This is a genomic window from Oerskovia sp. Root22, from assembly GCF_001429135.1.
Lineage (GTDB): Bacteria > Actinomycetota > Actinomycetes > Actinomycetales > Cellulomonadaceae > Oerskovia > Oerskovia enterophila.
This window is the reverse complement of record NZ_LMIL01000008.1, coordinates 247293-265854: the sequence shown is the minus strand read 5'-3', so window position 1 is coordinate 265854 and position 18562 is coordinate 247293. Positions and strand designations below refer to the sequence as shown.

15 protein-coding genes are annotated in these 18562 nt (G+C 72.1%); 12 read left to right on the top strand and 3 right to left on the bottom strand.

Going from position 1 to position 18562, the window contains the following annotated elements:
• Positions 1 to 134 precede the first annotated feature (134 nt).
• Complete coding sequence (locus ASE15_RS09915; protein ID WP_082608794.1) at positions 135 to 863, top strand: GntR family transcriptional regulator; 729 nt, start codon at positions 135 to 137, stop codon at positions 861 to 863.
• 19 nt (positions 864 to 882) lie between these two features.
• Here ASE15_RS09915 and ASE15_RS09910 read toward each other — a convergent pair whose 3' ends face one another.
• Entirely contained in the window at positions 883 to 1374 is a 492-nt protein-coding gene (locus tag ASE15_RS09910; protein WP_056649623.1) for a hypothetical protein, read from the bottom strand.
• Positions 1371 to 1922, bottom strand: coding sequence for a hypothetical protein (locus ASE15_RS09905; protein WP_056763104.1), 552 nt, complete (start codon positions 1920 to 1922; stop codon positions 1371 to 1373). Before ASE15_RS09905 ends, ASE15_RS09910 begins: the two co-directional genes overlap by 4 nt.
• 284 nt (positions 1923 to 2206) lie before the next feature.
• Between ASE15_RS09905 and ASE15_RS09900 the strand changes: the two genes are divergently transcribed.
• From ASE15_RS09900 to ASE15_RS09850, 11 genes are all read left to right on the top strand, one after another.
• Positions 2207 to 3268 carry a GNAT family N-acetyltransferase gene (locus ASE15_RS09900; protein ID WP_056763102.1) on the top strand — a complete coding sequence of 354 codons (1062 nt, stop codon included), beginning with the start codon at positions 2207 to 2209 and terminating at the stop codon, positions 3266 to 3268.
• Positions 3269 to 3736: 468 nt separating this feature from the next.
• Positions 3737 to 6016, top strand: a complete 2280-nt coding sequence (locus ASE15_RS09895) for a peptidase C14 (protein ID WP_235534319.1) — start codon at positions 3737 to 3739, stop codon at positions 6014 to 6016.
• 62 nt (positions 6017 to 6078) lie between these two features.
• Positions 6079 to 8346, top strand: coding sequence for a peptidase C14 (locus tag ASE15_RS09890; RefSeq protein ID WP_235534318.1), 2268 nt, complete (start codon positions 6079 to 6081; stop codon positions 8344 to 8346).
• 746 nt (positions 8347 to 9092) lie between these two features.
• Entirely contained in the window at positions 9093 to 10400 is a 1308-nt protein-coding gene (locus ASE15_RS09885; RefSeq protein ID WP_056763100.1) for a Gfo/Idh/MocA family protein, read from the top strand.
• 156 nt (positions 10401 to 10556) lie between these two features.
• Positions 10557 to 11828 carry a sugar ABC transporter substrate-binding protein gene (locus tag ASE15_RS09880; protein ID WP_056763098.1) on the top strand — a complete coding sequence of 424 codons (1272 nt, stop codon included), beginning with the start codon at positions 10557 to 10559 and terminating at the stop codon, positions 11826 to 11828.
• Positions 11829 to 11906: 78 nt separating this feature from the next.
• Positions 11907 to 12911, top strand: coding sequence for a carbohydrate ABC transporter permease (locus ASE15_RS09875; protein ID WP_231907790.1), 1005 nt, complete (start codon positions 11907 to 11909; stop codon positions 12909 to 12911).
• Positions 12908 to 13840 carry a carbohydrate ABC transporter permease gene (locus ASE15_RS09870; protein ID WP_235534316.1) on the top strand — a complete coding sequence of 311 codons (933 nt, stop codon included), beginning with the start codon at positions 12908 to 12910 and terminating at the stop codon, positions 13838 to 13840. The genes ASE15_RS09875 and ASE15_RS09870 overlap by 4 nt, the downstream gene beginning before the upstream one ends.
• Before the next feature lie 5 nt (positions 13841 to 13845).
• On the top strand, positions 13846 to 14952 hold the full coding sequence (locus ASE15_RS09865) for an NAD(P)-dependent oxidoreductase (RefSeq protein WP_235534315.1): 1107 nt from the start codon (positions 13846 to 13848) through the stop codon (positions 14950 to 14952).
• Complete coding sequence (locus ASE15_RS09860; protein ID WP_235534313.1) at positions 14952 to 16106, top strand: dihydrodipicolinate synthase family protein; 1155 nt, start codon at positions 14952 to 14954, stop codon at positions 16104 to 16106. The genes ASE15_RS09865 and ASE15_RS09860 overlap by 1 nt, the downstream gene beginning before the upstream one ends.
• 7 nt (positions 16107 to 16113) lie before the next feature.
• Complete coding sequence (locus tag ASE15_RS09855) at positions 16114 to 17139, top strand: hydroxyacid dehydrogenase (protein WP_056763096.1); 1026 nt, start codon at positions 16114 to 16116, stop codon at positions 17137 to 17139.
• A 159-nt stretch (positions 17140 to 17298) separates the two neighbouring features.
• The gene (locus ASE15_RS09850; protein WP_082618352.1) at positions 17299 to 17874 is read left to right on the top strand and encodes a tRNA (cytidine(34)-2'-O)-methyltransferase; all 576 of its coding nucleotides are present in this window, start codon (positions 17299 to 17301) and stop codon (positions 17872 to 17874) included.
• A gap of 44 nt (positions 17875 to 17918) precedes the next feature.
• Here the strand turns inward: ASE15_RS09850 and ASE15_RS09845 are convergent, their stop codons facing one another.
• On the bottom strand, positions 17919 to 18455 hold the full coding sequence (locus ASE15_RS09845; protein WP_056763095.1) for a hypothetical protein: 537 nt from the start codon (positions 18453 to 18455) through the stop codon (positions 17919 to 17921).
• Positions 18456 to 18562: the final 107 nt, after the last annotated feature.

Here is an 18562-nt window from a genome sequence, read left to right as displayed (position 1 = left end):
TGGTGGCACAACGGTGCGCCCCGCGCAGACCTCGCCCCGACCACGCACCGCGGGCGAGCAGCCGGGCCCGGTTCGCCGACCGCTATCCTTCGGGGCACCTCCCGGATCGGACCGCAGAACACTACGGAGAACCCATGGCGCTCAAGAGCGTGCCCGACCTGAACGTCGCCGACCGCGTGACCGTCGAGCTGCGAGAGGCCATCTTCAGCGGCGACCTCGCGCCCGGGTCCCGACTCGTCGAGCGCAAGCTCGCCGAACGCCTCGGCACGAGCCACATCCCCGTGCGCGAGGCCCTCACCCGCCTCACCGAGGAAGGGCTCGTCGAACGCCTCCCCCACCGCGGGGCGCGCGTCGCCGCGCTCACGAGCCGCGACCTCGAGGAGATCTCGAGCCTGCGCACCCTGCTCGAGCAGTTCGTCGTCGTGCGCGTGCAGGCCGAGTGGGACGCCAAGACCGAGGCCCGCCTGCGCAAGACCGTGCAGCAGATGGTCGACGCGGCCGAGCGCGGCAGCTCGGCCCGCGTGTTCGAGCTCGACCGACGCTTCCACGAGCAGCTCTGGGAGCTCGCCGACCACCGCATGCTCATGACCATCACGTCCCAGCTCCGTTCCCGGATCACGGGCTTCCTGCGCGCCGCGAACGTGGCCCTGGACCCCGAGGCGCGCGTCGCGCACGCCGAGACGCACAACCTCATCATCGACGCGATCGCGAGCGGCGACCCCGAGCGGGCGCGGACCGTCATGGCCGAGCACATCGGCGAGGCTGCGGCGCGGCTCGAGAGCCACACCGAGGAGGGCGAGGCAGAGGCCGGCCCTGCTCCGGTGGCTGGGGCCGTGGCCGGGGCCGTCGAGGCCGCGCGCTGACGCGACGGGCTGTGCGGGGTCAGGCCTGCAGGTAGCGGAGCAGCAGCCGGCCGACCAGCGCTTCGTACGCGTCACGCGCGAAGACCAGGTGCACGGGCGGGGTGAACGGCACGTCCTCGACCCCCTCGTCGGCACGGTCGCCCGGGACCTGCCAGCCGAGGTCGCGCCACTCGACGACACCCTGACCGATCACGAGCCGCGCACTCACCGCGCCGCACCCGAGGTCCGCGCACACCGGGCAGACGAGCAGCGGGACACGACCGTCGGCGAAGACGCTCACGTCGTCGGGGGCTCCGCCGCCGAGCAGCGCGTCGAGGTACTCCGACGCGGTGGCCGGCAGGAACGGGCTCAGGTCGACCAGCGGGGCCGCGAGCCCTCCCGGTCCCTCCGCAAGGGACACTCGATCGACGAGCCGGGTGAGCGTCTCGCCGTCGACGGTCCACTCGTCGCGGTACGCCAGCGTCCCGGGGTCGGTCGGTTCCATGACCGTGCGGATGCCGAGCTCGTTCACGCGCGCTCCGACAGCAGCGCGGCCTCGCGCCGGGACGCCACGAGGGCGAGCGCACCGCACCCGACCGCGAGCACCAGGAGCAGCGGTCCCTGTGCGCGGGACAGGACGAGCGCGACGATCGGGCTCGTCACGACCAGCGCGATCCCCGGGCCCCGGAGCAACGGGTTCCCGGTGCGACCGTCGAGCAGGAGCAGCCCGATGCCCAGCGCGAAGGCAGGACCGGCGAACCGGAGCATCATCGGACCCGAAAAGTACGCCAGCAGGACGAGCACGAGCAGGACCACGCCGTACCGGTCCTTGCCCTCGGTCGCCCACGCCGGTCCGCGCCTCGTGCGACGCGCGGCGACGACCCACAACACGAGGTACACGAGGGACGGGACGAGCATCCCCGGCCAGAACCTCCAGGGGTCGCTCCAGAGGGACACGGCGAGGACCGCGAGCCCTGCGGCCGTCCCCGTGAGCGGGAGGGACGTGGCGCGTCGCTGGGCTCGACGCCTGGCCTCGGTCGCTGCGAGGAGCGAGGCGGCGTCGACGGTGGTCGTCGTCATGGGAGCACTGTGGCGTGCCGCGCACACCCCGTCAACAGGGGTGGGCAGCGAAGGGACGGCTCGCGTCGGTGCGGGTCGTGGCGGTCGAGGGATGGACACGTCGTGCGAGGTCCAGCCCGACCTCGCACGTGCTTCGTTGCCGTGCATCGTTCACTCGAGAACGTGGTTGCGAGACTATTCTTGCTATAGCAAAGCGTCAAGCCGGCAGGGCCAGGCGTACCTGGACCGCCTCGCGCACCCATCCCCACCTGCGACGACATCCCGCAGGCTCATCGAGGAGCCCCATGGAATTCCGCACCGCGACCCCCGCCGACGTCCCGTCGCTGTACACGCTGTGGGCTGCGGCGTTCGACGCCCCGCTCATGGTCCCGGTCTACGAGACCGACACCGACCGGCTCGACCGCACGATCGTCGCCGTCCTCCCAGGGACGGGCGCAGAGCCGGACCGCGTCGTCGCCTCGGTCTGCTGGAGCCCGCGCACGCTCGTGGGCCTCCCCGGCCCCGACGGGGCAGCCACCACGCTGGCCGTGGGTGGCGTCTCGAACGTCGCCTCGGCGCCCGACGTGCGCGGGCGCGGCCTGGTCCGCCTCGCGCTCGCCGCGGCGGTCGAGCGCATGGAGGCTGCGGGCATGGACGCCTCGCTGCTGTTCACCGGCACGCCGGGCGTCTACCGCCCGAGCGGCTGGGAGACCTTCGAGGTCCCCGTCATCTCGGGTCCGCTCCGGCCCGACGGCGCCGCTCGCCCCGGGCAGCCGGGCCCGGCCGGGCAGCCGGGCGCGACCAGGCTCGCGGTCCGCCACGAGGGGGCGGCGCGCGCAGCTTCGGCCACCCCCACCACGTTCCCCGCCTGGAGCACCGACCTCTTGTGGCAGGACCTCGCGACCCTCCACGACGCGTTCCACGACGCGCCCGTGACCACGCGCCGGACGGCCGAGCACTGGCAGCACCGGGTCCCCCTCTGGTACTCGGCCGCCGAGCTCCTCACCGCTCGACGCCCCGACGGCACGATCGCGGGCTACCTGGTCGCGGAGACCGAGGGCGAGACGCTGCGCGTGCGGGAGCTCGCCGTCGGGCCCGACGACACGTCGGCGGTCGAGGCGCTCGCGAAGGCAGCCCACACCCTGGGCCACGAGCGCGGCGCGACCCGCGCCGAGGTGCGCCTGCCGCGCACCCCGGCGACCACGGTCCTCACCGATGTGCTCCTGGCTGCCGAGGGCCGCGAGAGGACGTCGGACGCTACGGGCATGCTGCGACCGGTCCGGCGTCCAGCGGCGGAGATCGACGCCCTGCGCGCCGCGACGAGCGGCCCGGCCGCCGGCTTCCACTGGCCCGGCGACTACCTGTGAAGCACGGGGCGCCGACGTCGTGCCCGACGGGGGACGCGCACCGAGATGCGGCCGACGTCGCCGCGCGACCTTGCCACCCGACGCGCGCCGAGATGCGCCCAAGGGGGGCCGCGGAGCCCCGCCGAACCCCCGTCGGACGCATCTCGGCGCAGCGGGCACCCAGCCGGCAGCGTCCCACCCCGCCCCGCCCCGGAAGGACCCGACGGACCTGGCGGCTCGTCATCAACCTCTTGACATTGCTATAGCACCGGCCTAATCTCCGGGAAATGCCCGATTCATCCGGACGCAACGAAGCGCATCCATCCTGCTGTCGCGGCCTGCCGCACACAGCCTGAACCGTTCCCTCGCACTCCCGTCCCCGGTCACCGCAGCCCCGGCCCGGCGGACTCCACCCGCACTCCCCCGTTGCCGCGCGTCGGCCACGCCTGAACGGACCCGTCTCATCGACTCGTCCGAAGGGTGACCCACGTGAAGACCCCCCTGACTGCCCGCGAGAGCGCGGCAGCGCCACACCTCTCCCCCGACTCCGACACCACCGCCCCCTCGCGCCGCGGCCTGCTGCGCGTCGCCGGCATGGGCGCGCTGGCCGCGACCGCGTTCGCGCTGTCCACGAGCACGGCGCCCGCGGCGCTCGCCTCGCCGCTGGGCCTGAGCAAGGACAGCGAGCCCGACGACGAGCTCACCGTCGCGACGTCGGTCGCCCAGCTCGTCGGCTGGCGCGCCAAGAAGATCGACCACGGCACCGTGGTCCGGCTCCTGGGCCACGCGACCCCCGGCGACGGCGCCGCACGCCTCGTCCGCTACGACGCGAAGAGCACCGCGACCCCCAACGGAGGCACGGTGCTGGCGCCGCAGGACCTCGGTGCGGCCGGGCTGGGTCCTGGGCGGTGGCACACGCTCCACACCGGCACGGCCGACTTCCGCTGGTTCGGGATCTTCGGCGCCGACGCCCCCACGGGCAGCGCCGACGACGCGCTCGACGCGCTCGTGAACGACCCGACCGTGAACCGCATCGAAGGGCACACCGAGCTCAACTTCGTGCGCCGCCACACCTACGCGCGCTCCGACCTCGAGCTCGACTTCGGCGGCCGGACGATCACGACCGAGGGCATCGAGCGCAACGCGCACGACAACCCGTTCGGCGCCGTCATGTTCTTCCAGGGGACCGTGACGGACGTGACCCAGCAGCGCACGCTCGTCGAGACCATGCCCGACCAGCGCGACGTGTTCGAGGTCGCGGACTCGACCGCGTTCGCGGTCGGCGACTGGTGGACCGTGCAGGTCGACCCCCGGCCGGGCGGCGGGCGCGACGAGCGCGAGCTCCAGCGGCTCGTGCAGGTCACCGAGGTCGTCGACGCGGCGCACGTGCGCGTCAACTACCGCAACGGCTGGGAGCTCGCCCCGGGCCGCGTGCTCGAGTGGCGCAAGGTCGTGCCCGTCGAGCAGGTCCACGTGCGGAACATGACGTTCGTCGGGGCCGGCCCCTACGACGGCCCGCTCGACGGGGAGCTGCCCGACGACCGCGAGCTCAGCGGCTCGCACCCGGTCGCGTACGAGTTCGCGGTGCGCTGCGACGTCTCGGACGTGCACGGCTCCAGGACGTGGTGGCCCGTCATCATGCGCCGTTGGAACACGTTCTTCGCGACCGAGCGCTGCTCGGTCGCGAACCCGCCCACGGTCTTCTACGGCGGCGCGGGCTACCTCACGCAGCAGATCTACTGCCTGTACGGACGCGTCGCGGACTGCCGCTCGCACAACGCGCGCCACCTCAACGACCTCACGGCCTCGGCCTACTGCCTCGTCGAGAACTGCCACGGCGACGGCGACGACCAGGGCGGCAACCCGTTCACGACGCACGGCCAGTACGAGCACGACCTGTTGTTCCAGGGCAACAGCGGCCTCATGGACATCGCCAACTCGGGGGCGCAGTGGGGCATCAGCGCCAAGCGCATCACGGTCAAGGGACACGTGGCCTCGTGGTTCACGGTGAGCACCAAGATCACCGACCTGACGCTGGAGGACGTGCACGTGGTCGCGCGCTCGACGTTCGACCAGCAGGGCAGCCTCACGGTCAACGCCGACGGCGTGCAGATGCGCGGGTGCACCGCGTCGTTCTTCGCGGTCGCCCAGCGGTCGAACCTGTCGAAGCGGCCCAACGTCATCGAGGACTGCCACTTCTCGCTGCCGGTCGCCAGCGTGCTGCACCAGACGCCGGTCGCGAACCCGGTCCACTTCGTCCGGACGAGCTTCACCGGGTTCGACGGCACGATCCTGCGCGGCGCGGGGCCCGTGACGTTCACCGACTGCACGTTCGTCGGCTCGACCGACGAGGCCTCCCCCGCGGCCCCCGCGCTCGTCGGGTCGGCCGACGTCACGATCAGCGGCGGGACGCTCACCGGCACGGGCATCCAGCTCAGCGGGGTCCGCGACCAGAGGCTCACGGTCCGCGGGGCGGAGCTCTCCGGCACGACGACGGCAGGCGCCCTGGTGTCGCGGGCTGCGGGCCCGGGCACGGTCCAGGTGGACCTGCGCGGCGCGACGCTCTCCACGAGCGGGACCACCGCGCACGTCACGCTGACCTCGGGCACCGACGCGCTGACCGCGGTCGGCACGCGCTTCAGCGGCGGCCGGTACGACCTGGCCCCGGCCACGCGCGTGCTCCAGTCCGGCTGCGTCGAGCAGGGCGTCGACCGCACCGGCTTCCCCGAGGGCGACCACGTCCTCGTCACCGACTCCCTCGCGCTGTGAACCGCACGAGCACTCCCCCTCCCTGCCCACCCGGAAGCACCCCTGATGAAAGGCCTCTGCAGATGACGAACCTCCTCACGCCCGGACAGACCCCCGACGGGCCGGCGACGGCGCCGATCTCGCCCCTCCAGGGCCCCACGGTCGAGGCCCCCTCGCGCCGCAACCTGCTGCGCGTCGCCGGGATCGGCGGCCTCGTGGCTGCCGGCGCCCTGATGGGCACCCAGTCGGCCGCAGCCGGCACGCCCGCTGCCGCTGCGCCGTCGGGCGTGCTGCCCATGAAGAAGGACGAGCCCGACGACGAGGTCCTCGTCGCGACGTCCGTCGCCCAGCTCGTGGGTTGGAAGGCCAAGAAGATCGACGACGGGACGGTCGTCCAGCTCCTCGGCCACGCCACGCCGGGTGACGGTGCGGCGCGCCTGGTCCGCTACGACGCGAAGAGCGAGGCGGCCGCGAACGGCGGCACGGTGCTCGCGCCGAAGGACATCGGAGCCAAGGGGACGAACCGAGGGCGATGGCACACGCTCCACACGGGCACCGCCGACTTCCGCTGGTTCGGGCTGTTCGGGAAGGACACCCCGGCCGACGACGCGCTCGACGCGCTCGTGAACGACCCGACCGTGAGCCGTATCGAGGCGCACTCCGACCTCAACTTCGTGCGCCGCCACCGGTTCACGCGCTCGCACCTCGAGCTCGACTTCGGCGGGCACACCATGACGACCGAGGGCATCGAGAAGGCCGGGCAGGACGACCCGTTCGCGGCCGTCCTGTTCTTCCGCGGCACCGTGACCGACGACGTCCGCACCCACAAGCTCACGGCCGTCATGCCCGAGCTGCGCGACGACTTCGAGGTCGCCGACTCCTCGCAGTACGCCGTGGGCGAGTGGTACGCGCTCGAGGTCAACGCGCTCGCGGGCAAGTGGGAGCGCGAGCTGCAGCTCCAGGTCCAGGTCACGCAGATCGTCGACGCGACGCACGTGCGCGTCAACTACCTCAACGGCTGGGAGCTCGCCGCGGGGCGCACGCTCACGTGGACCAAGGTCGAGCCCGTGCAGCAGGTGCACGTGCGCAACCTGTCGTTCGTGGGCGTCGCGGGCGGCGACCAGTACACGGGATCGCACCCGCTCGCGTTCGAGTACGCGGTGAGCTGCGACGTCGAGAACGTGCACGGGGTCGCGACGTTCTGGCCCCTGGTCATGCGCCGGTGGTCGACGTTCTTCACGACGTCGCGCTGCTCGCTCGCCAACCCGGCCTCGATCACGTGGGGCGGCGCGGGCTACCTGACGCAGCAGATCTACTGCCTGTACGGGCACGTGTCCGACTGCCACACCTCGAACTGCCGCCACCTCAACGACTGGACCGCCTCGGCGTACGGCCTCGTGGAGAACTGCCACGGCGACGGCGACGACCAGGGCCCGTTCGTCACGCACGGCCAGTACGAGCACGACCTGACGTACGTCGGGAACTCGGGGCTCATGACGTTCGCGAACTCGGGTGCGGCGTGGGGCTCGTCGGCCAAGCGCATCACGGTCAGCAAGCACGTGTGCTCGTGGTTCGTGGCGCGCGTCAAGGTCACCGACCTGACGCTCGAGGACGTCCAGGTCATCCGCAAGGAGGGCCTCGCGGGCTCGGGCATGCTGTGGGTCAACGCCGACGGCGTCCAGCTGCGCGGGTGCCAGGCCGACGACACCCTGATCGTCTCGCAGGCGTCGAGCCGCTCGAAGCGTCCCAACGTCATCGAGGGATCGCGCTTCAACGTGCTGCCGGGTACCCCGATCACGCAGGCCACCGTGACCAACCCGGTCCACCTGGTCCGCACGACGCTGAACGGGCTGGAGGGTGCGTCGTTCGCGGGTTCGGGGCCGGTGGTCCTCGACCAGTGCACGCTCGAGGCCGCCGAGGGCAAGGGCACCGTGACGGCGTCGGGAGACCTGACGATCCGTGGCGGCGTGGTGCGCAACGTCGCGGTCGTCGCGGCGGGCGCCGCCGAGCAGACCATCCGGGTCGGCGACGGGGCCCGGCTCGAGGGATCGCCCGCGGGCGGCACCTTCCTGAGCCGGGCGAAGGCGGACAAGCCGGTCACCTGGAACCTGGACGGTGCACGATCCACCGCGCCGACGGGTGACACTGGTCACGTGAAGCTAGACGCAGGTATCAATCGATGGTCGGCCGTGGGCTCCACCTTCACGGGTGGTCGCCTCCAGCTCGCCGACGGCGCATTCGGCACGGGGTCCTACCTCCTGCACTCGGGCAACGTGGAGAGCGGCGTGCAGCGCGTCGCGATCCCTTCCGACGGCCCGACGGTCTCGACGACGGGCACGCTCGTGGTCTGACCCCTGCCCGTCCCGCCGGCCGCACCCCGACAGCACGAGGGGTGCGGCCGGCGTCGCACGGGCATCAGGGCAGCGACGGGACGTTCACCGACACCGAGCGGCCGGCCTCCGACCTCCGGCGCCGAGAACGGGGTTCCGCGCCCTCGACCACGAGGTTGCGGTCGTTCTCCGTGGGAAAGCGACCGCAACCTCGTGCTCGGCACCGGCGGACCGGCCCGGTGGCAGCGGCAGCCGCCGGTCTCGGCCCGGTCGTCGACCATGCGGTGGGCGGCTGCCGAGCATGCGGTTGCTGTCTGCCGAGCATGCGATGGGCGTCAGAAATCCCACGCATCACGACGCCAACCGCCTGCTCGGCACCGAGAGCACGGCCGGCGCGACCAGCCTCCGGTGCCGAGAACGGGGTTCCGCGCACTCGACCACGAGGTTGCGGCCGCTCTCAGCGGGAAAACGACCGCAACCTCGTGCTCGGCACCGAGCCGCCGATCGTCACCACCCGCCGTGGCGGGTCTGGCGGGAGGCCGACGAAGGAGGCCGGCTGGAACACCCGCGCCCCCACCCTGGTCGAGCCCGGTCCCAGACCGCACGAAAGATAACGACTCGGTCGCAAGTTGACCTGACGGGCTGTCAGGGCGCAGGATCATCTGTCATAGTTGCTATAGCAAATAGCAAATGAAGCCGTACTCGCCCGGCCCCTCACCGCACCACCCGCTCTCCCCGCAGCCCCCGCAACGAAGCAAGGACCGCTCGTGACCCGCAATGATGCACCCGTGACCGTCGCCCTCGTGGGCGCCGGCAACCGTGGTCAGACCTACGCACGCTGGATCGCCGCGCACCCCGACCGTGCACGCCTGGTCGCGGTCGCCGACCCGCGCCCGTTCCAGCGCTCGCTCGTGGCGTCCGGCTCGGCAGCGGCGAACCCCGACGCCGCCCCCGTCGCAGAGTTCGCGGACTGGGAGACCCTGGTCGCAGCGGGCGACGAGGCCACGGGCGCCCCCGCCCGCCTCGCCGACATGGTCATCGTCGCGACCCAGGACCGCGAGCACCGCGACCCGGTCGTGGCGCTCACGGCGCAGGGCTACGCGATCCTGGTCGAGAAGCCGCTCGCACCGAGCCCCGAGGAGTGCCGCGACGTCGTCGACGCGGTCGAGGCCTCGGGCGTCCTGTTCGGCGTGTGCCACGTCATGCGCTACATGCCGTACACGGACCTCATGAAGTCGGTCGTCGACTCGGGCGTCCTGGGCGAGGTCGTCAACGTGCAGCACCTCGAGCCGGTCGGCTGGTGGCACGACGCGCACTCGTACGTGCGCGGACCGTGGCGCTCGGAGAAGACGTCGAGTCCCATGCTGCTCGCCAAGTCGAGCCACGACCTGGACTGGATCCGCTACGTCACGGGCAAGCGGATCACGACGGTCGCGAGCTTCGGCTCGCTCAAGCACTTCCGGCCCGAGGAGCGCCCCGAGGGCGCCGCGGACCGCTGCCTGGACTGCCCGCTCGAGCCGACCTGCCCGTACTCGGCTCCCCGCCTGTACCTGGGCACGCTGCGCGAGAAGGGACCGATCTGGCCCGTCACGGTCGTCACCGACGGCACCGACGAGGCCTCGGTGATCGAGGCGCTGCGCACGGGCGACTACGGGCGGTGCGTCTACGCCTCGGACAACGACGTCGTGGACCACCAGGTCGTCGCGATGGAGCTCGAGGGCGGCGGAGCGGCGACGTTCACCATGACCGCCTTCTCGGAGCAGGACCACCGCAAGACGCAGATCTTCGGGACCCACGGCTGCCTCGACGGCGACGGCGAGAAGATCCGGGTCACCGACTTCCGGGACGGCTCGGTCACGGTCCACGACTCGGGTCACCACGGCGCGACCAACGCGGCCGACGACCACGGCGGCGGCGACTCGGGCGTCATGGACGCGTTCGTGCGCGCGGTCGCGACGGGCGACGCGTCGCACGTCCGCTCGGGCGCCGTCGAGTCCCTCCAGAGCCACCTCGCCGTGTTCGCGGCCGAGGAGTCGAGACACTCACGCACCGTCGTGGAGGTCCCGGCCCGCTAGCAGCACGTCCCGTCCGGGCGGGCAGCAGCCGCCCGGACACCGAAGCAGCACCTCGCAGGGAGCAGCGAAGCACCCGAAGCACCACCGCACGACCCCCGAAACATCCAGAAAGCATCCAGCACGGTAGTCATCGTTCGACGTCAAAGGAGCACGAAAATGACCATGCCGAAGAAGCACGTGGTGACCGCGATCGCCGCGATCGCCAGCCTCGGCGCCATCACCGCGTGCAGCGGTGGCGGCACGACCGGCAGCTCGACCCCCGTCCCCTCGGACGGCGCGGCCTCGGGCTCGGTGACCATGTGGACCTACCCCGTCATCGCCGACGAGGCGGCCCACAAGAAGTTCTGGGACGAGCAGATCGCCGAGTTCACGGCCGAGAACCCGGACGTCGACGTCAAGGTCGAGATCTACCCGTGGGCCGGCCGCGACGAGACGCTCGCGACGGGCATCGCGGGCGGCAAGGGCCCCGACGTCGTCTACCTGATCCCCGACCAGCTCCCCAAGTACGCGAAGTCCCTCGCGGCGGTCGACAACTACATCACCGACAACACGGGCGACCTGCGCGAGAACGCCGCGAAGTCCGTGAGCATCGACGGCGCCATGATGGGCGCGCCGCTGATCATGAACTCGAAGCCGCTCGTGTGCAACGCCGCGGCGTTCGACGCGATCGGCGAGCCGGGCAACTACCCCGCCACGTGGGACGACCTGATGACCCTGGCCCCGAAGTTCAAGGACGCCGGGTACGACGTCACGAACTACTGGGGCGCGGTCGACGCGACGCTCAACGAGTCCTTCTACCCGCTGCTGTGGCAGGCGGGCGGCTCGGTGTTCTCCGAGGACGGCACGAAGGTCGCGTTCGACTCCCCCGAGGGCGTCGAGGCGCTCCAGTTCGTCACGGACCTCGCCGAGGGCGGGTTCGTCGAGAAGGACCTGCTGACGACCATCCCGGCGTTCGAGCAGACCCGCACCGCGCAGGGCAAGATCGCCTGCACGTGGCAGCAGGGCCCCGGCGACGTCGCGAGCTTCTGGGGCGAGGAGAACACGGTCGTGCTCCCCTCCCTCAAGCAGGCCGAGTCGATCGGCTACGGCACGGTCGGCTCGCTGGCCCTCATGAAGAAGGCCGAGAACCTGGACGCGGCGGGCAAGTGGCTCGCGTTCGCCACGCGCCCCGAGGCGTCGGCCGAGTACGCGAAGGCTGCGGGCTGGTTCACGCCGTACACCTCGCAGACGGGCCTGTACGGCGACGACGCGACCATGGCGGCCCTCGAGGCCACGCTCGACGCGACCACCTCGGGTGACCTCAACGAGAAGTCGCGCGAGGTCATGGGCATCCTCGCCCCGGAGATCCAGGCCGCGCTCATCGGCCAGAAGACCCCTGAGCAGGCCATGAAGGACGCGGCCGCTGCCGCGAACCCGCTCCTCGGCTGATCTCGCACCACACCCACCGGGCCGGGAGGCCGCCGCAGACGCGGCCCCCGGCCCGGTGAGGCGAAGGAGAAGAACCTCATGACAGCAACCACCCCGTCCGGAGACGTCCTCGGGACAGGCTCCGTGCCCGACGGCGCCACGCCCGTCGCGCGGAGCACGTCCGGTGGGTCCTCGGGCCCGTCGGGCGGGACCGGCCCGACAGGCCCATCAGCGTTCCGCCGCACCATGGCCCGCCGCGAGGCCCGTATCGGCCTGCTCTTCGCGCTCCCGGCCTTCCTGCTCTTCCTCGCCTTCCGCTTCGGACCGGCGATCGCTGGCGTGGGGCTGAGCTTCTTCGACTACACGATCGGGGACACGGCCCAGTGGACCGGCCTCGACAACTTCGAGCGCATGGTCAACGACCCGATCTTCTGGTCCGCGATGCGCGTGACCCTGATCCTCAGCGTCCTGATCGTGCCGCTGTCGCTCGCGATCTCGACCTTCATGGCGCTCCTGGTCCGCCGTTCGTTCCGCGGGTCGGGCTTCTACCGCTCGGTGTTCTTCCTGCCGGTGGTCACGAGCCTCGTGCTCGCTGCGACCGTGTTCACCTGGGTCTTCTCGACGGGCGGACCGTGGTCGCAGCTCATGGGACTGATCGGCCTGTCGACCGACTCGTGGCTCGGCAGCACGACCCTGGTCCTGCCGGCCCTGGCGCTCGTGTCGATCTGGTCGCGCTTCGGGTACGGGATGCTCATCCTCCTGGCCCGCATGCAGGACCTGCCGCGCGAGCTCGAGGAGGCCGCGGCGCTCGACGGCGCGAACGCCTGGCACCGCTTCTGGCACATCATCATGCCGCAGCTCAAGCCGACCCTGTTCTTCCTGGCGGTCATCGAGACCACGGCCTCGTTCCAGATCTTCGACCTCGTCTACACCATGACGGGCGGCGGACCGGCGCGCGCGAGCTACAGCCTCGTCTACCAGATCTACGACCAGGGCTTCAAGTACTTCGACCTCGGCTACGCCAGCACGCTCGGCGTCGCCCTGTTCATCATCACCATCGTCGTTGCGTTGGTGCAGCGTCGCCTCATCGGGAGGGACAAGTGACCACGCTCGCCACCCCCGGCACCCCGGGACACCCCGGGACCGCTGCCGGTACCACCAGCCCGACCGACCTCACGCCCAAGGTGCGTCGCAGGCGCAGCAAGAGCTCGGGCACGGACCTGACGCTGCGCGGCAAGATCGTGCGGTACGTCGTGCTGAGCCTCGCCGCGGTCGTCACGATCTTCCCGTTCTACGCGATGGTCGTCCTCTCGCTCAAGCCTGCGGCGGCGATCCAGTTCCCGCAGAGCCTGATCCCCACGAACCTGGGCTTCGCGGCCTACGAGCGCGTGCTCGGCGCGGGCAACATCTGGACCTGGTTCGGGAACACGCTCATCTACTCGGTCGTGTCCGTGGTGCTGGTCCTGGCGTTCTCCGCGATGGCCGGCTACGCGTTCGCCAAGAAGAAGTTCCCGGGCCGCGAGGCCATGTTCTGGTCGTTCCTCGCGATGGTCATGGTCCCGTACCACGTGACCCTCATCCCGACCTTCATCCTCATGGCGCAGGTCGGCGGCCTCGACACCTACTGGGGCCTGATCCTGCCGACGCTCGCGAACGCGCAGGCCGTGTTCCTCATGCGGCAGTTCATCATGGACATGCCGGACGAGCTCTTCGAGGCCGCCAAGCTCGACGGCGCCTCCGAGTGGCGCATCTTCACGCGCATCGTGCTGCCCCTGTGCAAGCCGATCCTCGCGACGCTCGGCACGTTCGTCTTCCTGTGGCACTGGAACGACTTCCTGTGGCCGCTCATCATGGGCCAGGGCACCGACCACTGGACCCTCACCGTGGGTATCGCGTCGCTGCAGCAGCAGGACGTGCCGCTCAACATGATCCTCGCCGGCGCGACCATCTCCTTCGTGCCGATCTTCGCCGCCTACCTCGTGGCCCAGCGCTACTTCCAGGAGGGCGTCACCATGTCCGGAATCAAGGGATAGCACTCGTGTCTTCGACCTCACCCAGCCCCCTGCCCGCCGCCGCCGTCGCACCTGCCGGCCCCTCCGCCGTCGGGCGCCCCGCCGGTCCCTCGTCGCTCGCCGAGCTCGAGGACCTGCTCACCACCCCCTCGCCCGCGCTCGTCGCGGACATGGCCGCCCGCTCGGGCGACCTGGTCGTCCTGGGAGCGGGCGGCAAGATGGGCCCGAGCCTCACGGTCCTCGCGCGACGCGCGCTCGACGCCGCGGGCCGCACCGGCGACGCGGTCCACGCGGTCTCCCGCTGGTCGGACCCGGCCCAGGCCGACCACCTGCGCGACGCGGGCGTGAACGTCGTGACGGCGGACCTCATGACGGGCGACCCCGCCGTCCTCGCCGGCCTGCCCGACGGCGCGGACGTCGTCTACATGGTCGGCGCCAAGTTCGGCACGTCGTCGGCCCCCTCGCTCGCGTGGGCCGCGAACGCCGCGCTCGTGAGCGACGTCGCGCGCCGCTACGCGGACTCGACCATCGCGGCCTTCTCGACCGGGAACGTCTACCCGCTCGTGCCCGTGTCCTCGGGCGGCTGCTCCGAGGACGACCCGACCGGGCCCGTCGGCGAGTACGCCATGAGCTGCCTCGGGCGCGAGCGCCTGTTCCAGCACGCGGCCCTCACGCGCGGCACCAAGGTCGCGAACATCCGCCTCAACTACGCGGTCGACCTGCGCTACGGCGTGCTGTGCGACGTCGCGGCGCCGCTCCTCGCGGGCGAACCGGTCGACCTGACGACGAGCCACGTCAACGTCGTGTGGCAGGGGTACGCGAACGAGGTCGCGCTGCGCGCGCTCGGCCACGCGTCGTCCCCCGCGTTCACGGTCAACCTCACGGGCCCGGAGACCGCGTCGGTGCGTCGCCTCGCGGGGCTGCTCGGTGCGGGCCTGGGCCGCGAGGTCTCGTTCACGGGCACCGAGGCCGGCACGGCGCTGCTCAACGACGCGAGCCTGTGCCACGAGCTGTTCGGCTACCCCGACGTCTCGCTGCGCACGCTCGTCGACTGGCAGGCGCAGTGGCTCGCGGCGGGTCTGCCCACGAGCGGCAAGGCCACCAAGTTCACCGTGCGCGACGGGAAGTTCTGATGGGTTCGACCGCCCGCGCCATGAAGCCCGACTCGCTCGCGCTCCTGCGTGCCGGCACGGTCATCCCGGCCCAGCCGCTCGCGCTGACCGCCGACCGCCGGTTCGACGAGCGCCGCCAGCGCGCCCTGACGCGGTACTACCACGCGGCCGGGGCCGGCGGCGTGGCCGTGGGCGTGCACACGACGCAGTTCGAGATCCGCGACGTCGGGCTGTACCGGCCCGTGCTCGAGATGGCGGCCGAGGTCTCGCGCGAGACGACGGGCGGGAACGCGCCCGCGGGATCCTCGGTCACCGGCCCGCGCCCGCTCGTCCAGATCGCCGGAGCCTCGGGACCGACGGCCCAGGCCGTGGCCGAGGCTCAGGTCGCCGCAGAGCTCGGCTACGACGCGGTGCTCCTCGCACCGCGTGTCGCGGGGCTGAGCGGCACGCGCGAGGAGGTCGAGCGCTACCTGCTCGACCGTGCGCGGGCCGTGGGCGAGGTCCTGCCCGTGATCGGCTTCTACCTCCAGGAGGCGATCGGCGGGCCGCGGCTCTCGGTCGACTTCTGGCGCGAGTTCGCGGCGATCGAGGCCGTCGTGGCCGTCAAGGCCGCGCCGTTCAACCGGTACCGGACCATCGACGTGCTGCGCGGCGTGGCCGAGTCCGGCCGCGCCGACCAGATCTCGCTCTACACGGGCAACGACGACGCGATCATCGCCGACCTGGTCTCCGAGGTCGACGTCCCGGTCGCGGGGAGCACGAGCCCGTACACCGCACGCTTCGTGGGCGGCCTGCTCGGTCAGTGGGCCGTGTGGACGCGCGGCGCGGTCGAGACCCTGCGCCTCGCCCAGGCCGCGCGCGGCGTCACGTCCGACGGCACGCTCACGGTGCCCGACGACGCGGCCCTGCGCCTCCTGGTCGCCCGTCAGACCGGGCTCACCGACGCCAACGCCGCGGTGTTCGACTCCACGAACGACTTCGCGGGGGTCATCGCCGGGGTGCACGAGGTGCTGCGACGCCAGGGGCTGCTCGAGGGCATCTGGTGCCTCGACCCCGCCGAGACGCTGTCGCCCGGGCAGGCGGACGAGCTCACGCGCGTCACGGCCGCGTACCCGTGGCTCGGCGCGTCGGACGACGCGTTCGTCGCCGAGCACCTCGACGCGTGGCTGGCATGATTCCCCGATGAGCCGCACCGCGAGCGTCGTCAGCGTCTCCCCCGCGCTGCGGGCCGAGTTCTTCTCGCCCGCGGCGTGGGAGACGCTGGGCACGCTGACCGACGTCCTGCTCGTCGACGACCCGGCCACGCTGGGTGCGACGCTCGACGCCCGGACGGGCGCTGCGTCGTCGGGCCCCTCGCGGGCGGAGGTGCTCGTCATCTCGTGGGGCACACCGCGCCTCGACGCCGCGCTGCTCGACCGCATGCCGGGCCTGCGGCTGGTCGCGCACACGGGCGCGAGCGTCAAGCCGTTCGTCACGCCCGAGCTGTTCGCGCGCGGCGTGCGCGTGACGCAGGCCGGGCAGGGCATGGCGCAGTCGGTCGGCGAGGTGTCGGTCGTGTTCGCCATGGCCCTGCTGCACCAGCTCCCGCGGTTCCACCACGGTCTCGCGTCGGGCGCCTCGTGGGAGGACGCCGAGGACGCACCGCCCAGGTACGAGATCGCCGGCACGCGTGTCGGCGTGATCGGCGCGTCCCGGACCGGGCGGGCAGCGATCACCATGCTGCGCGCGCTCGGGGCCGAGGTCGTGGTCGCGGACCCGACGCTGTCGGCCGCGGACGCCCGGGCCCTGGGCGTCGCGCTCGTGAGCCTCGACGACCTGCTCGCGACGAGCCGTATCACCATGGTCCACGCACCCACGCTGCCCGAGACGCACCACCTGGTCGGGGCGCGCGAGCTCGCGCTCATGCCCGACGGCGCCGGTCTCGTCAACACCGCCCGGTCGTGGCTGACCGACGAGGACGCGCTGCTGCGCGAGGTCGCGAGCGGACGGATCGACGCGGCGCTCGACGTGTTCGACGCCGAACCGCTGCCCGTCGACCACCCGCTGCGGACCCTGCCGAACGTGCTGCTCACGCCGCACCACGCGGCCGCGACGGTCCAGGGCCGGCTGCGCCAGGGGGCGATCGTGGTCGAGGAGATCGGGCGCTTCCTCGCGGGCGAACCGTTGCAGCACGAGGTCGACGCGGCCGCGCTCACGCGGACGGGCTGAGGCCCTTCCCCCGATCGGTTGTCAGAAGCGAGCCGGGGCATACCCCGCTCTGCTTCTGACAACGTGGCGCCGCACCGACTGGTTGTCAGAAGTGAGCCGGGCCCTACACCGGCTCACTTCTGACAACTGGTCTCCCGCGGCGGTGGGAGAATCGAGACCATGCCCGACGACGCACCCACCACTTCCGCGCCCGCACCTTCGCCCGGGGTCACCGGTGCCGAGGACTGGCGACCGCACCTCGGCACCGACGCCGAGCGCCCGGCCCCCACGCTCCCCCACCTCGTGTTCTTCGAGCCCCGCATCCCCGGCAACACGGGCAACGCGATCCGCCTCGCGGCCGTGACCGGCGCCCGCCTGCACCTGGTCGAGCCGCTGGGCTTCGACCTCGACGAGCCCAAGCTCCGCCGGGCGGGCCTGGACTACCACGACCTCGCCGCGATGGAGGTGCACGCCGACCTCGAGGCCGCGCTCGCGTCGATGCCCGAGGCCCGCGTCTTCGCATTCACGACCAAGGCCACGACCCGGCACACCGACGTCGAGTACCGCCCGGGCGACGTGCTGCTGTTCGGCCCCGAGCCCACGGGACTGCCCGACGAGGTCCTGGCCCACCCGCGCATCACCGACCAGGTCAAGATCCCCATGCTGCCCGGGCGACGGTCGCTCAACCTCACCAACAGCGCGTCGATCGCGATCTACGAGGCGTGGCGTCAGACGGGGTTCGCGGGCGGGGTCTGACCCGCGGGGCTCGGTCAGGTCGCCAGGAGGAACGGCTCGACGGGTCAGCCGCCGACGATCGAGAGCTGACCGGACTGGACGTCCTGGACGATCACCTGACCCGGTGCGCCGAACTGCGGGAAGGCGATGGAGACGATGACGGCCCCCGCGACGACGCAGGCCACCACGACGACGAGCCACCGGGAACCGGGGCGCTGGTGGGACCCGGCAGCGTCGGACCGCCCCAGGGCGTCCAGGGCGCGCGCTGCGCGGAGCACCGCCACGGTCAGCACCGCGGCTCCCCCTGCGGCGGTCAGGACGTGTGCCGTGGCCGCACCGTTGCCGGCAGCGTACTGCCACGTCGAGAGGTCGAGGTTGCCGAACCTGTCGACCGCGTGCGCCTGGAACACCTGGGCCAGGATCCTCAGCACGTACGAGACCCCGCCCAGCAGGATCCCGACCGCCAGGAGGGGGAAGACCCGGCGACCGCGGGGCCTCGCGGGCGCGGGCTCAGCCGTCTCCGTGGCCGGGGAGTCCTCGCCCGGATCGAGGTCGTCGAAGGTCTCGGCGTCGACGGGGACCAGCTCGATGGGATGCACCATCCGTGCATCCTGGCAGAAGGGACGCCCTGCGGGCCGGAGGGGCTGGGAACGGGGAGCGTTCACCCCTTCCACTCTCAAGATATAGCGCACGGGGGGCCTTGCGGCAA